General features: G+C 64.5%; 15 protein-coding genes and 1 tRNA gene. All 16 read right to left on the reverse strand.

Translation table 11 applies throughout. From position 1 onward, the window contains the following. Positions 1-13: 13 nt before the first annotated feature. The 16 genes from VG561_RS10550 to tpiA all read right to left on the reverse strand — a co-directional run bounded on the left by VG561_RS10550 (position 14) and on the right by tpiA (position 14,941). Positions 14-1,522: an NADH-quinone oxidoreductase subunit M gene (locus VG561_RS10550; RefSeq protein WP_019660580.1), complete on the reverse strand. Its 1,509-nt coding sequence runs from the start codon at positions 1,520-1,522 to the stop codon at positions 14-16. Between the two features lie 23 nt (positions 1,523-1,545). Beyond that, positions 1,546-3,720, reverse strand: coding sequence for an NADH-quinone oxidoreductase subunit L (gene nuoL, locus VG561_RS10555; protein WP_134809121.1), 2,175 nt, complete (start codon positions 3,718-3,720; stop codon positions 1,546-1,548). Positions 3,721-3,727: 7 nt separating this feature from the next. Then, positions 3,728-4,033 (reverse strand): NADH-quinone oxidoreductase subunit NuoK, encoded by a 306-nt coding sequence (nuoK, locus tag VG561_RS10560; protein WP_005417921.1) that lies wholly within the window; start codon positions 4,031-4,033, stop codon positions 3,728-3,730. Then, a complete protein-coding gene (locus tag VG561_RS10565) occupies positions 4,030-4,686 on the reverse strand; it encodes an NADH-quinone oxidoreductase subunit J (protein WP_262093475.1) in 657 nt (218 codons plus the stop codon). The genes nuoK and VG561_RS10565 overlap by 4 nt, the downstream gene beginning before the upstream one ends. Positions 4,687-4,695: 9 nt before the next feature. Further along, positions 4,696-5,184 carry an NADH-quinone oxidoreductase subunit NuoI gene (nuoI, locus tag VG561_RS10570; RefSeq protein ID WP_005410456.1) on the reverse strand — a complete coding sequence of 163 codons (489 nt, stop codon included), beginning with the start codon at positions 5,182-5,184 and terminating at the stop codon, positions 4,696-4,698. Between the two features lie 4 nt (positions 5,185-5,188). Continuing rightward, positions 5,189-6,283: an NADH-quinone oxidoreductase subunit NuoH gene (gene nuoH, locus VG561_RS10575; protein WP_014037948.1), complete on the reverse strand. Its 1,095-nt coding sequence runs from the start codon at positions 6,281-6,283 to the stop codon at positions 5,189-5,191. Then, a complete protein-coding gene (gene nuoG / locus VG561_RS10580; RefSeq protein WP_262093473.1) occupies positions 6,280-8,514 on the reverse strand; it encodes an NADH-quinone oxidoreductase subunit NuoG in 2,235 nt (744 codons plus the stop codon). Before nuoG ends, nuoH begins: the two co-directional genes overlap by 4 nt. Continuing rightward, positions 8,511-9,851: an NADH-quinone oxidoreductase subunit NuoF gene (gene nuoF, locus VG561_RS10585; protein WP_014647866.1), complete on the reverse strand. Its 1,341-nt coding sequence runs from the start codon at positions 9,849-9,851 to the stop codon at positions 8,511-8,513. The genes nuoG and nuoF overlap by 4 nt, the downstream gene beginning before the upstream one ends. Before the next feature lie 4 nt (positions 9,852-9,855). After that, positions 9,856-10,383 (reverse strand): NADH-quinone oxidoreductase subunit NuoE, encoded by a 528-nt coding sequence (gene nuoE / locus VG561_RS10590; protein ID WP_014647867.1) that lies wholly within the window; start codon positions 10,381-10,383, stop codon positions 9,856-9,858. 97 nt (positions 10,384-10,480) lie between these two features. Next, a complete protein-coding gene (locus VG561_RS10595) occupies positions 10,481-11,788 on the reverse strand; it encodes an NADH-quinone oxidoreductase subunit D (RefSeq protein ID WP_014647868.1) in 1,308 nt (435 codons plus the stop codon). Further along, positions 11,785-12,534: an NADH-quinone oxidoreductase subunit C gene (locus VG561_RS10600; protein ID WP_014647869.1), complete on the reverse strand. Its 750-nt coding sequence runs from the start codon at positions 12,532-12,534 to the stop codon at positions 11,785-11,787. The genes VG561_RS10595 and VG561_RS10600 overlap by 4 nt, the downstream gene beginning before the upstream one ends. A 33-nt stretch (positions 12,535-12,567) precedes the next feature. After that, a complete protein-coding gene (locus tag VG561_RS10605) occupies positions 12,568-13,122 on the reverse strand; it encodes a NuoB/complex I 20 kDa subunit family protein (protein ID WP_005417936.1) in 555 nt (184 codons plus the stop codon). Then, on the reverse strand, positions 13,113-13,469 hold the full coding sequence (locus VG561_RS10610; RefSeq protein ID WP_008265012.1) for an NADH-quinone oxidoreductase subunit A: 357 nt from the start codon (positions 13,467-13,469) through the stop codon (positions 13,113-13,115). The genes VG561_RS10605 and VG561_RS10610 overlap by 10 nt, the downstream gene beginning before the upstream one ends. Positions 13,470-13,580: 111 nt before the next feature. Continuing rightward, positions 13,581-13,665 (reverse strand) — tRNA-Leu (locus tag VG561_RS10615). Between the two features lie 51 nt (positions 13,666-13,716). Then, positions 13,717-14,154 (reverse strand): preprotein translocase subunit SecG, encoded by a 438-nt coding sequence (secG, locus tag VG561_RS10620; protein ID WP_423179563.1) that lies wholly within the window; start codon positions 14,152-14,154, stop codon positions 13,717-13,719. A gap of 31 nt (positions 14,155-14,185) precedes the next feature. After that, positions 14,186-14,941: a triose-phosphate isomerase gene (gene tpiA, locus VG561_RS10625; protein WP_423179564.1), complete on the reverse strand. Its 756-nt coding sequence runs from the start codon at positions 14,939-14,941 to the stop codon at positions 14,186-14,188. Positions 14,942-15,172 lie beyond the last annotated feature (231 nt).

Genomic DNA, 15,172 nt, shown 5'->3' on the forward strand with positions numbered 1-15,172 from the left:
TCAAATCCTGGAATTACAGCAGCTTGCTGGATGCGATCTGCATCGCCAGCTTCGCGATCGAGGGCTCCATCAGGTCGGTCAGCGGCTTGGGGTAGATGCCCAGGGCCAGCACGCCGATGGCGAACACGCCCAGCACCAGCCATTCGCGGCCGTTGATGTCCTTCAGTTCGGCAACATGGCTGTTGGCCACTTCACCGAAGAAGATGCGCTTGTACAGCCACAGGGTGTAGGCGGCGCCGATGATCAAGGTGGTGGCCGCGCCCAGGGCGATCCACGGATTACGCTGGAAGGCCGAGAGGATGACCATGAACTCGCCAACGAAACCGCTGGTACCCGGCAGGCCCGCGTTGGCCATGAAGAACAGCATCGCGAAGGTGGCGAACCACGGCATCACGTTGACCACGCCGCCGTAATCGGCGATGCGGCGGCTGTGCATGCGGTCGTACAGCACGCCGACGCAGGAGAACATCGCGCCGGACACGAAGCCGTGCGAGATCATCTGCACCATGGCGCCCTGCAGGCCCAGGCGGGCGGCATCGGCGTTGCCGGCTTCGCGCACCAGCCACAGGGCGATGAAGGTGCCCAGGGTGACAAAGCCCATGTGCGCGATCGACGAATAGGCGATCAGCTTCTTCATGTCGTCCTGCACCAGGGCGACCAGGCCGACGTAGATCACCGCGATCAGCGACAGCGCGATCACCAGCCAGGCCCATTCCTGCGACGCGTCCGGGACGATCGGCAGGTTGAAGCGCAGGAAGCCGTAGCCACCGATCTTCAGGGCGATCGCGGCCAGGATCACCGAACCGGCGGTCGGCGCTTCCACGTGGGCGTCCGGCAGCCAGGTGTGGACCGGGAACATCGGCACCTTGACCGCGAAGGCGATCAGGAAGGCGAAGAAGATCCAGGTCTGCTCCTTGGCCGACAGCGGCAGCGCGTACAGGTCGGCCAGCTGGAAGCTGCCGCCCTTCATGTACAGGTAGATCAGCGCCACCAGCATCAGCACCGAGCCGAGGAAGGTGTACAGGAAGAACTTCAGCGCGGCGTAGATGCGGCGCGGACCGCCCCAGACACCGATGATCAGGAACATCGGGATCAGCATCGCTTCGAAGAACACGTAGAACAGCATCGCGTCCGTCGCGGCGAAGATGCCGACGGTGACACCTTCAAGGATCAGGAAGGCCGCCACGTACTGGTTCACGCGCTTGTCGATGGCGCTCCAGGCGCCGATCAGGGCAAGCACGCTGACCAGGGTGGTCAGCAGGATCAGCGCCACGGCAATGCCGTCCACGCCCAGGTTGTAGCCGATCTTGTACGCCGGGATCCAGGCATGGGTCTCGACGAACTGCAGACCATCGACGCCTGCGTTGTAGCCGCTCAGCAGCGAGAGGCTCGCCACGAAGGTCAGCACCGCTACGCCCAGCGACGCCCAGCGGGCGGTCTGCGCATCACGGATCGCAAGGATCAGGGCACCACCGATGATCGGCAGCCAGATGAGGACACTGAGTAGAGGCCAGTTCGACACGTCTTCTTATTCCGTACAGGTCATCAACGCAGGTAATGCATCAGCACGCCCAGCAGGGCAATCAGGCCGATGATCATCGCGAAGGCGTAGTGATAGAGGAAACCGGATTGGGTACGACGCAGCACGCCGGCTGCGACGTCCACAACACGTGCCGAGAGATTGACCACGCCGTCGACGATGTTGCTGTCGATCCAGCGCGAGACCTTGCCCAGCTTGACGCTGCCACCGGCAAAGCCATCGATCCACAGCTTGTCGAAGCCGTACTTGTTTTCAAGCACCGACACCAGCGGAGCAAAGGTCTTGCGGGCCTTGCCCGACAGGTCCGGCTTCCACAGGTAGAACAGTGCGGCCAGCAGGAAGCCCGCAACGGTCAGCATGAACGCCGGAGCCATCATGCCATGCAGCGCGAAGGCGACCGGGCCATGGAACTCTTCACCCAGGAAGCCGATGGTGTTCTTGGCCGGATCGTAGAAGTCGACGATGCCGGTGAAGAACGTGTGCGCCTGGCCCTTGATGGCATCGTGCGCGTGGTTGCCGGCCCAGTCGGTGCCGTACAGCATCGGGCCGATGCTGAAGAAACCGATGGCGATCGACGGGATGGCCAGCAGGATCAGCGGTAGGGTCACCACCCACGGGGTTTCGTGCGGCTCGTGCGGACCGTGGCCATGGCCGTGGTCGTCGTGGCCATCACCATGGTGTGCATCGCCGTGGTGGGCGTCGGCGGCGTGGTGATCGTCATGGCCGTGGCCGTGATCGTCATGCGCGTCGCGGAAACGCTCCTTGCCGTGGAAGGTCAGGAACAGCAGGCGGAAGCTGTAGAAGCTGGTGACGATCACGCCACCCAGCACCGCCCAGTAGCCATAGGTGGCCACCCAGTTGTTGGACAGGTGCGCGTGCAGCTCGGCCGCCTCGATGATGGTGTCCTTCGAGTAGAAGCCGGAGAAGAACGGCGTGCCGACCAGCGCCAGGGTACCGATCCACATGGTGATGAAGGTGATCGGCATGTACTTGCGCAGGCCGCCCATCTTGCGCATGTCCTGCTCGTGGTGCATCGCGATGATGACCGAGCCGGCGCCCAGGAACAGCAGGGCCTTGAAGAAGGCGTGGGTCATCAGGTGGAACACGGCAGCCGAATAGGCCGACACGCCCAGTGCAACCGTCATGTAGCCCAGCTGCGACAGGGTCGAGTACGCGACCACGCGCTTGATGTCGTTCTGCACGATGCCGATCAGGCCAGTGAAGAACGCGGTGGTGGCACCGATGAACAGCACGAAGTTCAGCGCGGTCTGCGACAGCTCGAACAGCGGCGACATGCGGGTGACCATGAAGATACCGGCGGTCACCATCGTCGCGGCGTGGATCAGTGCCGAGATCGGGGTCGGGCCTTCCATCGAGTCCGGCAGCCACACGTGCAGCGGGACCTGGGCCGACTTGCCCATGGCACCGATGAACAGGCAGATGCAGATGACGGTGGCGATCGACCAGATCACCGGCTCGTTCAGCAGCTGCATGCCCAGCAGCGTGCCGTCCCAGATCTGCAGCTGGGCGCGCGGGTCGGCCAGCATGCCGGCCTGCGAGAACACCTGCGAGTAATCCAGGGTGCCGAACACCCACAGCACGCCGGCGATGCCCAGCAGGAAGCCGAAGTCACCGACGCGGTTGACCAGGAACGCCTTCATGTTGGCGAAGATCGCGGTCGGGCGCTTGAACCAGAAGCCGATCAGCAGGTACGACACCAGGCCCACCGCTTCCCAGCCGAAGAACAGCTGCAGGAAGTTGTTGCTCATCACCAGGGTGAGCATCGAGAAGGTGAACAGCGAGATGTAGCTGAAGAACCGCTGGTAGCCCGGATCGTCCTGCATGTAGCCGATCGTGTAGATGTGGACCAGCAGCGACACGAAGGTCACCACCACCATCATCATCGCGGTCAGCTTGTCGACCATGAAGCCGACGTGGGCCGAGTACTGGCCGACTTCGAAGAACGTGTAGATGTTCTGGTTGAACGGCTGCGCCCCGCCCCACAGCAGCTGGTAGAGCGTATACATCGACAGGCCGCAGGCCACCGCGACGCCGAGGATGGTGATGGTCTGCGCGCCGAAGCGCTTGACCTGGCGACCGAACAGGCCGGCGATGATGCTGCCGAACAGCGGTGCGAGCACCACTGCGATCAACAGACTCTTGGAGAGAGTGATTTCCATCTGTGGATCAGCCCTTCAACGAATCGACTTCGCCGACATTGATCGTGCGGCGTGTACGGAACAGGGTCACCAGGATCGCCAGGCCGATGGCGGCTTCCGCGGCGGCGACGGTCAGGATGAAGAACACGAACAGCTGGCCGGACGGATCGCCCAGCTGACGCGAGAAGCCGACGAAATTGATGTTCACCGACAGCAGCATCAGCTCGATCGACATCAGCAGGACGATGACGTTCTTCCGGTTGAGGAAGATACCGGCCAGGCTGATGGCGAACAGCACCGCGCCCAGCGCGAGGATATGGCCAAGGGTGATCACGGCTGGGTCTCCTCGCCGGCGACCGGCTTGCTGTTGCTGTGCACGACCGGTGCTTCGGCACCCATCTTGACCATGCGCAGGCGCTGGCCGGCCTTGACCATGGTCTGCTGGCCCGGGTTCTGGCTCTTCACGCCGGTACGGCGACGCAGGGTCAGCATCACGGCGGCTACCACGGCCACGGTCAGGATGACGGCGGCGAACTCGAACGGCAGCAGGTACTCGGTGAACAGCGTGCGTGCCAGCCAGGTGATGTTGGAGCTGTCGGCGGCGACCGCAGCGGCGTTGTCGGCCGGGAGCGGCGTGAACGAACGCGCCTTGACCCCGATCAGGATCAGCATCTGCGCCAGCATCGCGACCGCGACAATCAGGCCGACCGGCAGGTAGCGCACCCAGCCCTCACGCAGCTTGGTGGGGTCGATGTCCAGCATCATCACCACGAACAGGAACAGCACCATCACCGCACCCACGTAGACCAGCACCAGCGCCACACCGAGGAACTCGGCGCCCACCAGCAGCCACACGCAGGCGATGGAGAAGAAGGTCAGCACCAGGCAGAGCACGGCGTGAACCGGGTTGCGCACGCTGATCACCGCACCGGCCGAAACCGTTGCCGCGATGGCGAACACCCAGAAAGCGATATTTACCCAATCCATCTCTCGACCTCAGCGGTAAGCGGCATCGGCGGCGCGACGCTCGGCGATCTCGTTTTCGAGACGGTCGCCCAGGGCCAGCAGCTGCGGCTTGGTAACGATGTTTTCGCCACGATTCTCGAAGTGGTACTCGAGGATGTGGGTTTCGACGATCGAGTCCACCGGGCAGCTTTCCTCACAGAAGCCACAGAAGATGCACTTGAACAGGTCGATGTCATAACGCGTGGTGCGGCGGGTGCCGTCCTCGCGCTTGGCCGAGTCGATGGTGATGGCCAGCGCCGGGCACACCGCTTCGCACAGCTTGCAGGCGATGCAGCGCTCTTCGCCGTTGGGATAACGGCGCAGCGCATGCAGGCCACGGAAGCGCGGCGACTGCGGGAACTTCTCCATCGGGTACATCATCGTGTACTTCGGCTTGAAGCTGTACTTCAGCGTCAGCCAGAGGCCCGCCAGCAGTTCGAGCAGCAGCAGGCTCTTGAAGTAATGGGTAATCCTGTTCATCACTTTAGACGCCCTTTTGAATCACGCCGAAGAACACCATGACGGCGGTAACCGCGATCCACAGAATGGCCAGCGGGATGAAGACCTTCCAGCCCAGGCGCATGATCTGGTCGTAGCGGAAGCGCGGGAAGCTGGCACGGAACCAGATGTAGGCACTGGCGAAGAAGAACACCTTGACGAACAGCCACGGCGCGCCCCCCTTCCAGATCCAGTCGACCAGCGGCGAGACATCGCCGAAGTTGACCCAGCCCTGGACCGGGCTCAGCCAGCCGCCGAGGAAGAAGATCGAGATCAGGAAGCTGATCAGGATCATGTTCGCGTATTCGGCCAGGAAGAACAGGGCGAAGGCACCGCCGGAGTATTCGACCATGTGGCCGGCGACGATTTCCGATTCGCCTTCCACCACGTCGAACGGCGCGCGGTTGGTTTCAGCCACGCCCGAGACCCAGTAGATGACGAACAGCGGGAACAGCGGCAGCAGGAACCAGTCGAAGAAGCCGGAACTGCCGGCCTGCGCCATCACGATGTTGCTCAGGTTCAGGCTGCCCGAGGCGATCATCACGCCGACCAGGGCGAAGCCCATGGCGATTTCGTAGCTGATCATCTGCGCCGAGGCGCGCATCGCACCCAGGAACGCATACTTCGAGTTGGACGCCCAACCGGCCAGGATGATGCCGTAGATGCCCAGCGAGGTCATCGCCAGCAGGTACAGCAGGCCGGCATTGGCATTGGACAGCACGATCTGCGAATCGAAGGGCACCACCGACCAGGCCGCGAAGGCCGGGGCCAGGGTGATCAGCGGGGCCAGCAGGTAGATCGCCTTGTTGGCGCTGCTCGGCTGGACCACTTCCTTGAACAGCAGCTTGAAGACGTCGGCGAAGGCCTGGAAGATGCCCATGCCCACGTACATCGGGCCGTGGCGGACGTGCATCCAGCCGATCAGCTTGCGTTCCCAGACCACGTAGAAGGCCACCGAGATGATCACCGGAACGGCGATCACCAGGATCTTCAGGATGATCCAGATCAGCGCGCCGATGTCACCGAGGCCCAGCAGCCACTGGTGCAGCGGGTCGACCGCGTTCAACAGCAATTCGTTCATGCAGCCACCACCGATACGCGAGCGGCACCCAGCGGCGCGGTCGCGCCGTGGCCCGATTCAATCCAGACCGAACCCGCAGCGACGCGGGCGTCGACCACCACCGGCAGGGTGGCCTTGCCGGCATCGGTGCCGACCTTGGCCATCTGCCCTTCCTGCAGCTGCAGGCGAGCGGCATCTTCAGCGTTCAGCACGATGCGCGGGGCGTTGTTGAGCGGATGCGACTGCAGCGCCGGGGCGCGACGGACCACCGCATCGGTGCGGTAGATCGCGGCGGTCGAAGCCACTTCCAGGCCTTCGCCGGCAACCACCGGCTGCGCCGAAGCGGCAACGGTGACCGGTACCGAGGCCAGGCTGGCGCGCAGGCCGGCCAGGTCGGTGAAGTCGAAACCGGCCACGGCCAGCTCGCCGCCCAGGGCGCGCAGCACGCGCCAGCCTTCACGGGCCTCGCCCGGCAGCTTGCCGCCGGCACGGGCCGACTGCTCGCGACCATCAAGGTTGGTCAGGGTGGCGTCGATTTCCGGCAGCGCACCGATCGGCAGGATCACGTCGGCGATGTCGCGGGTCGAGGCACAGGCGAACTGGCTGAAAGCCACCACCTGGGCACCGGCCAGCGCCTTGCGCGCGGCAGGTGCATCGGCGAAGTCCAGGCCCGGCTCCAGGCCGTACACCACATAGGCCTGGCGCGGCTGCGCCAGCATCGCGGCGACGTCCCTGCCGGCCGGCAGCACACCGGCGCGGGTCAGGCCAACGGCGTTGGCGCCCTGCGGGATGCGGCACAACTTGGCACCGGTGGCGGCGGCGAACTCACGCGCAGCAGCGCGGATCGCGGCAGCCTGCGGGTGGTTTTCGGCGATGCCACCGACGATCAGCACGGTGTTGTTGCCGCCCTGCACTGCCGAATGCAGCTCGGCGTTGGCCAGCGCGTCGACGAACTTCGACGGTGCGACGATCTGCTTGCCGGCGATGCTGAAGGCGAAGTCGAAGTCCACCGGGTTGACGACATGGATCTTCGCGCCCTTGGTGGTCTGCGCCTTGCGCAGGCGGGCGTGCAGCAGCGGCAGTTCGTGGCGGATGTTGCTGCCCAGAACGACGATGCGGTCAGCGCCTTCGATTTCGGCCAGCGGCAGGCCGAACACTTCGGCGGTTGCGGCGTCGGAGAAATCGCGGTTGTTGATGCGGTGGTCGATGTTGCCCGTGCCCAGGCCCTTGGCCAGGCGGGCCAGCAACGCGCCTTCCTCGTTCGAGGTGGACGGGTGCACCAGCACGCCCAGGTTGTCGCCCTGGTTGGCCTTGAGGATCTCGGCGGCCGCGGCCAGGCCTTCAGCCCAGCTCACTTCCTTCCACTCGCCATTGACCTTGCGCAGCGGCTTGACCGCACGGTCTTCGCTGTACAGGCCCTGGTGCGAGTAGCGGTCACGGTCGGACAGCCAGCACTCGTTCACGGCTTCGTTGTCGCGCGGCACGGTGCGCAGCACTTCACCGCGACGCACGTGCAGGAACAGGTTCGAACCCATCGCGTCGTGGTAGCCCAGCGATTCGCGCGCGGTCAGTTCCCACGGACGGGCGCGGAACTGGAACACCTTGTTGGTCAGCGCGCCGACCGGGCAGACGTCGACGACGTTGCCGGACAGCTCGGTGGTCAGCGGCTTGCCGTCGAAGGTGCCGATCTGCAGGTTCTCACCGCGGTACATGCCACCCAGTTCGTAGGTACCGGCAACGTCGGCGGTAAAGCGGACGCAGCGGGTGCACTGGATGCAGCGGGTCATCTCGGTGGCGACCAGCGGGCCCATGTCCTCGTCCGGCACCACGCGCTTGCGCTCGTTGAAGCGGCTGACCGAACGGCCATAGCCCAACGACACGTCCTGCAGCTCGCACTCGCCGCCCTGATCGCAGATCGGGCAGTCCAGCGGGTGGTTGATGAGCAGGAACTCCATCACCGAGCGCTGGAACTTCAGTGCCTTCTCGCTGCGGGTGGCGACCTTCATGCCGTCCATCACCGGGGTGGCGCAGGCCGGCGCCGGCTTCGGCGACTTCTCCACGTCCACCAGGCACATGCGGCAGTTGGCGGCGATCGGCAGCTTCTCGTGGTAGCAGAAGCGCGGAATCGGAATACCGGCCTTGTCGGCCGCCTGGATGATCATCGAACCCTTGGGCACGACCAGCGACTTGCCATCGATCTCGATGGTCACGTGATCCGGTGGCACGTTCGGGTTTACGGGTTGCGCGCTCATGCGGCGGCTGCCTCCACCTTCTTGCCGTCAACCATCGAATGACCGTTGACGATGTAGTACTCGAATTCGTCCCAGAACTGGCGCAGGAAGCCCTGGATGGGCCATGCAGCCGCTTCACCGAACGCACAGATGGTGTGGCCTTCGATCTGCCCGGCCACCGCCTTCAGCTGGTGCAGGTCTTCCATCGTGGCCTTGCCGGCGACGATGCGCTCCAGCACGCGGTGCATCCAGCCGGTACCTTCACGGCACGGGGTGCACTGGCCGCAGGATTCCTTGTGGAAGAACTGGCTGATGCGGCAGGCGAACTTGACGCAGCAGACGCTGTCGTCGAGCACCACGATCGCGCCCGAACCCAGGCCGGAGCCCAGTGCACGGATGGTGTCGTAGTCCATCGGCAGGTCCTCCAGCTCGGCCGCGGTCAGCACCGGCATCGACACGCCGCCCGGGATCGCGCCCTTCAGCGTGCGGCCCGGTCGCAGGCCACCTGCCATTTCCAGCAGGTCGTGGAATTTGGTGCCGAGCGGCACTTCGAAGTTGCCGCCGTTCTGCACGCAGCCGGACACCGAGAAGCACTTCGGACCGCCGTTGGCGGTCAGGCTCAGGCCCTTGAACCACTCCGGACCGTTGCGGATGATCGCCGGCACCGAACCGTAGGTTTCGGTGTTGTTGATCGTCGACGGCTTGCCATACAGGCCGAAATTGGCCGGGAACGGCGGCTTGTAGCGCGGCTGGCCCTTCTTGCCTTCCAGCGATTCCATCAGCGCGGTTTCTTCGCCGCAGATGTAGGCGCCGGCGCCCAGCGCACCGTAGATGTCGATGTCCACGCCGCTGCCGAGGATGTTCTTGCCCAGCCAGCCGTTCGCATAGGCGTCGGCCAGGGCCTGCTCGAAGTGCTCGAACGGCTCGTGGTGGAACTCACCGCGCAGGTAGTTGTAACCCACGGTCGAACCGGTGGCGTAGCAGGCGATCGCCATGCCTTCCACCACCGAATGCGGGTTGTAGCGCAGGATGTCGCGGTCCTTGCAGGTGCCCGGCTCGGATTCGTCCGAGTTGCAGAGGATGTACTTCTGCATGTTGCCCTTGGGCATGAAGGACCACTTCAGGCCGGTCGGGAAGCCTGCGCCACCGCGGCCGCGCAGGCCCGAGGCCTTGACCATCTCGATGACCTGCTCCGGCGGGATCTTCTCTTCGAGGATCTTGCGCAGGGCGGCGTAGCCACCGGTCTTCAGGTAGCTTTCGTACGACCACGGGGTGTCGTAATGCAGGGTGGTGTAGACCACCTGGTGCGGCAGCGGCGCGGGGCCGACCGGACCCTTGGATTCGTGGTGATGTGCCATGCCCTTACTCCAGCCCGTCCAGCAGCTCGTCGACCTTTTCCAGGGTCAGACGCTCATGGTAGTGACCGTTGATGACCATCATCGGCGCGCCGCCACAACCGGCCAGGCACTCTTCCTCGCGCTTGAGGTAGACGCGGCCGTCCGGGGTCGATTCACCGTGCTTGATGCCCAGCTTCTTCTCGCAATGGCGGACGATGTCCTCGGCGCCATTGAGCCAGCAGCTGATGTTGGTGCAGATGGCCACGTTGTTGCGGCCCACCTTCTCGGTCTCGAACATCGAGTAGAAGCTGGCGACCTCGTAGGCCCACACCGGCGGCAGGTCGAGGTACTTGGCGACGGCGGCGATCAGCTCGTCGGTCAGCCAGCCCTGGTTCTGCTCCTGGGCCGCATGCAGGCCCTGCAGCACGGCAGAGCGCTTGCGGTCCGGCGGGAACTTGGACAGCCAGTGATCGATGTGAGCGCGGGTCTTGTCGCTCAGCACCACCATCGGGTCGACGTCGCGCGCCGCCTCGAAATTACCTGTCGCCTTCATCGGCCGACCTCAGCGAAATGCATAACGTGAAATTCCAGAAACTGCGGCGCCGGCTTGCGCCGGCTGCCTGCAGCGGGCGTTGGCGTGGCGGACGGCATTACCGGTCAACCTCGCCGAACACCAGGTCATAGGTACCGATCATCGCCACCACGTCGGCCAGCATGTGACCGCGCACGATCGAATCGATCGAGGACAGGTGGGCGAAGCCCGGTGCGCGCAGGTGCACGCGGAAGGGCTTGTTGGCGCCATCGGAGACCAGGTAGCAGCCGAATTCGCCCTTGGGCGCTTCCACGGCCGCATAGGTTTCACCCGCCGGTACGCAATAGCCTTCGCTGAACAGCTTGAAGTGGTGGATCAGCGCTTCCATGTCGTCCTTCATGTCCTCGCGCTTGGGCGGAGCGACCTTGAAGTTCTTGACCATGACCGGGCCGGGGTTGGCCTTCAGCCACGCCACGCACTGCTTGATGATGCGGTTGGATTCGCGCATTTCGGCGACGCGGACCAGGTAGCGGTCGTAGCAGTCGCCTTCCTTGCCCAGCGGGATGTCGAAATCGACAGCATCGTACTTGGCGTACGGGCGCTTCTTGCGCAGGTCCCAGGCCACGCCCGAGCCACGCAGCATCACGCCGGTCATGCCCCACTGGTGCGCCAGTTCCGGAGTGACCACGCCGATGCCGACGGTACGCTGCTTCCAGATGCGGTTGTCGGTCAGCAGGGTTTCGTATTCGTCGACGCGCTTGGGGAACTCGACGGTGAAGTTCTCCAGGAAGTCCAGCAGCGAGCCTTCGCGTGAAGCATTGAGCTGCTTCAGCGCCTTGCCCTTGTGCCAGCGCGATTCCTTGTACTTCGGCATGTGGTCCGGCAGGTCGCGGTAGACACCGCCCGGGCGGTAGTACGCCGCGTGCATGCGCGCGCCGGAGACCGCTTCATAGCAGTCCATCAGCTCTTCGCGCTCACGGAAGGCATACAGCATCACGGCCATCGCACCCAGGTCGAGCGCGTTGGAGCCCAGCCACATCAGGTGGTTGAGGATGCGGGTGATCTCGTCGTACATGGTGCGGATGTACTGCGCACGCTCCGGCGCCTCGATGCCCATCAGGGTCTCGATCGCGCGCACGTAGGCGTGCTCGTTGCACATCATCGACACGTAGTCGAGGCGATCCATGTAGCCGATCGACTGGTTGAACGGCTTGGACTCGGCCAGCTTCTCGGTGCCACGGTGCAGCAGACCCACGTGCGGGTCGGCACGCATGATGGTTTCGCCGTCCATTTCCAGGATCAGGCGCAGCACACCATGAGCGGCCGGATGCTGCGGGCCGAAGTTCATGGTGTAGTTGCGGATTTCCTGCCGGCTTTCGGCGGCGTTGCTGGCGAACGCTTCGCCGGCCTGGTGTACGTGGCTCACTTCACTGCCTCCTGCGCGCGCTCACCGGCTGCGGTCTGCAGACGGGCGTCGTCACGGATCACGCGCGGCACGCCGACACGCGGCTCCACCGAGGTGACCGGTTCGTAGATCACGCGCTTCTTTTCTTCGTCGTAGCGGACTTCGACATTGCCGATCAGCGGGAAGTCCTTGCGGAACGGATGGCCGACGAAACCGTAGTCGGTCAGGATCCGGCGCAGGTCCGGGTGGCCTTCGAAGATCACGCCGTACAGGTCGAACGCTTCGCGCTCGAACCAGTTCAGGCCCGGCCACACGCTGGTCAGCGAGGACACCACCGGCAGCGCTTCGTCAGGGGCGAAGCAGCGCAGGTGCATCATCAGGTTGTGCTGGTACGAGCGCAGCTGGGCGACCACGGCGAAACGCTGGGTCGGCATGTGCTGCGGGCGGGCACCGTCGGCACCGTTTTCCTCGGTGGGGAACTCGCCCCACGCGAAGCGGCCCTGGGCCTTGCCTTCGACACCACGGCTGAAGCCCTGCGAGGACACGTCGGCGGTGTCCCATTCGTCGGAGCCATAACCGAGGTAGTCGACGCCGCACAGATCCACGGCCTGCTCGAAACCAAACTCGTCACGCAGCGCCAGGGCGGTGGCGTGCCACTCGGCGGCAGGCACTTCCAGCGTCACTTCGCCGCGGGGTTCGACCACGATGACCTTCGCACCAGCGAAACGTGCGGAGAGTCGGTCGATGAAGGATGCTTGCTCTGCCATGGGGGCTTGGCGCGCTCTTGTCAGGTGAAGGGGTCAGCGGGCGATGGTCTGTGTACGCCAGATCTTCTTCTGCAGCTGCAGGATCCCGTACACCAGCGCCTCGGCGGTCGGCGGGCAGCCCGGGACGTAGACGTCCACCGGCACCACGCGATCACAGCCGCGCACGACAGAATAGGAGTAGTGGTAATAGCCACCACCGTTGGCACAGCTACCCATCGAGATGACCCACTTCGGGTCCGGCATCTGGTCGTAGACCTTGCGCAGCGCCGGGGCCATCTTGTTGACCAGGGTACCGGCCACGATCATCACGTCGGACTGACGCGGCGACGGGCGGAACACCACGCCGTAACGGTCAAGGTCCAGGCGCGCGGCGCCGGCGTGCATCATCTCGACCGCGCAGCAGGCCAGGCCGAAGGTCATCGGCCACATCGAGCCGGTGCGCGCCCAGTTCAGCAGTGCGTCGACGCTGGTGGTGACGAAGCCCTTTTCCAGCAGCGGGTTGTCGCCTTCCGGCCGCAGGATGTCATCAACCCGGCCTTCCGGCGACGGGTTGTTCATCAGGCCATCGAGAGTCTGAATCACTCCCATTCCAGCGCTCCCTTCTTCCAGACGTAAATGAAACCGAGGAACAGCATGCCGACGAACAGGCCCATGGTGATGAGCGAACGGGCGCCCAGCTCCATGAAGACCTGGGTCCACGGCACGATGAAGATGATTTCCAGGTCGAAGACGATGAACTGGATCGCGATCAGGTAGTAGCGCACGTCAAACTTCATGCGCGCGTCTTCGAAGGCCTCGAAGCCGCACTCGTACGGCGACAGCTTTTCCAGATCGGGGCGGCGGGGACCGAGGAATCGACCAACCAGCATCAGCGTAATGCCGATACCGGTGGCAACGATCAGAAACAGCAGAGAAGGCAAATATTCGGCCAGCACAGCGATTCTCTCTTGCCTCTGCCGCCGCGCCTGCAGGCGCTTTGGCATGGGGGAGTGGACGGGAACCTGCCTGGCGCCTTGCGCGCCAGACGAACCCGCTTTACTTACAAATGGTGCCCAAGAGGGGACTCGAACCCCTACGACTTGCGTCGCTACCACCTCAAGGTAGTGCGTCTACCAATTCCGCCACCTGGGCAAACGATCACATCAGACTATCTTCCCGATGCGCCGCGTATTGTAACCGGCTTCAGTGTTTCTGGGAGCCTTCCGAAGGCTTTTCTTCACCAGAAACCGAAGATTCCGCCTGAGCCGGCACATTCGCCGCCGGAACCGGGGCGGCCGGGACCGGATCGGCCTTCGGAACGGCCGGCAGTTCGCCCGCCGGAGCCGCCGGCGCGCTGGCCGCCGGGGCGGACATCAGGCCCAGGTCCTGGTCGGCCGCCGGACGGGCGCCGTGACCGGCATACCAGGCCATGAAGAGACTGATGCCGAAGAACACGACGGCCAGCCACTTGGTCGACTTGGACAGGAAATTCGAGGCGCCACGCGCACCGAACACCGTACCCGAGGCGCCGGCGCCAAAGCCCGAACCCGCCGCCGCACCCGAGCCACGCTGCATCAGGATCAGCGCGATCATGGCCACAGCGACCAGCACGTAGACGACATTGAGGATCAACATCAGCATTGGAAACCGCCCTCGGACAATACTTCTAGGATTAGTTCGCGGCCGCCGCCCGTGCGATGGCCAGGAAGTCCGCGGCCACCAGGGAGGCGCCGCCGACCAGCCCACCATCGACATCCGGCTGCGCGAACAGTTCCCCGGCATTGTCGGGCTTCACGCTACCGCCGTAAACAATGGGCAGTGAATCAGCAATTCTAGCATCGAAGCGCGCAACTTCGCCACGGATGAACGCGTGCACCTGCTGTGCCTGCTCCTTTGTAGCAGTACGGCCGGTACCGATGGCCCAGACCGGCTCGTAGGCGACCACGGCCTGGGCAAAGCCGGCCGCGCCGACCAGTTCCAGCACCGGCGCCAGCTGGCTGGCGATGACCGCTTCGGTCTGTCCGGCCTCGCGCTGCTCCAGGGTCTCGCCCACGCACAGCACCGGCACCAGGCCGGCATGCTGGGCGGCGGCGAACTTGCGCGCGACCAGCTCGCTGCTTTCATGGTGATACTGGCGGCGCTCGGAATGGCCGACCAGGCCATAGCGGGCCCCGACCTCGACCAGCATGGCCGCGCAGACCTCGCCGGTATAGGCGCCCTTCTCGTTGCTGCTCACGTCCTGCGCGCCGAAGGCCAGGCCGGTCTCGCCGAAGTCCTCGACCAGCTCGCCCAGGTACGGCAGCGGCGGCAGGATCACCACGTCCACCCCCTCCAGCGGCAGCCCGGCAGCCACCTGCCCCAGCAGTTCATTGGCGAATTGACGGCTGCCATGCAGCTTCCAGTTTCCGGCGACGATCTTGCGGCGCATGAGCGGGTGGCTCCTGTGTGAAGTCAGCCGGTCATGATACCCGTTGCGGCAAAAATCCGTTTCCTTGTAAGCGGTTACATGGGTTTTCAGCCAACGGCGCAGCCCCTCGTGGCGGGAGTTTGTTTGGGTTGGTCGCGGAAAGCCCGGTTGGATTGGTGGGCTTGGCCGGGCGGGTGGGGATGGCGGGGGACGCCGTAAACCCGTCCGTGGGGGCTTGGCCGCGGCATCCAT

It is taken from the genome of Stenotrophomonas sp. CASM110 (assembly GCF_049384345.1).
In the GTDB taxonomy this organism is placed as follows: Bacteria; Pseudomonadota; Gammaproteobacteria; order Xanthomonadales; family Xanthomonadaceae; genus Stenotrophomonas; species Stenotrophomonas muris.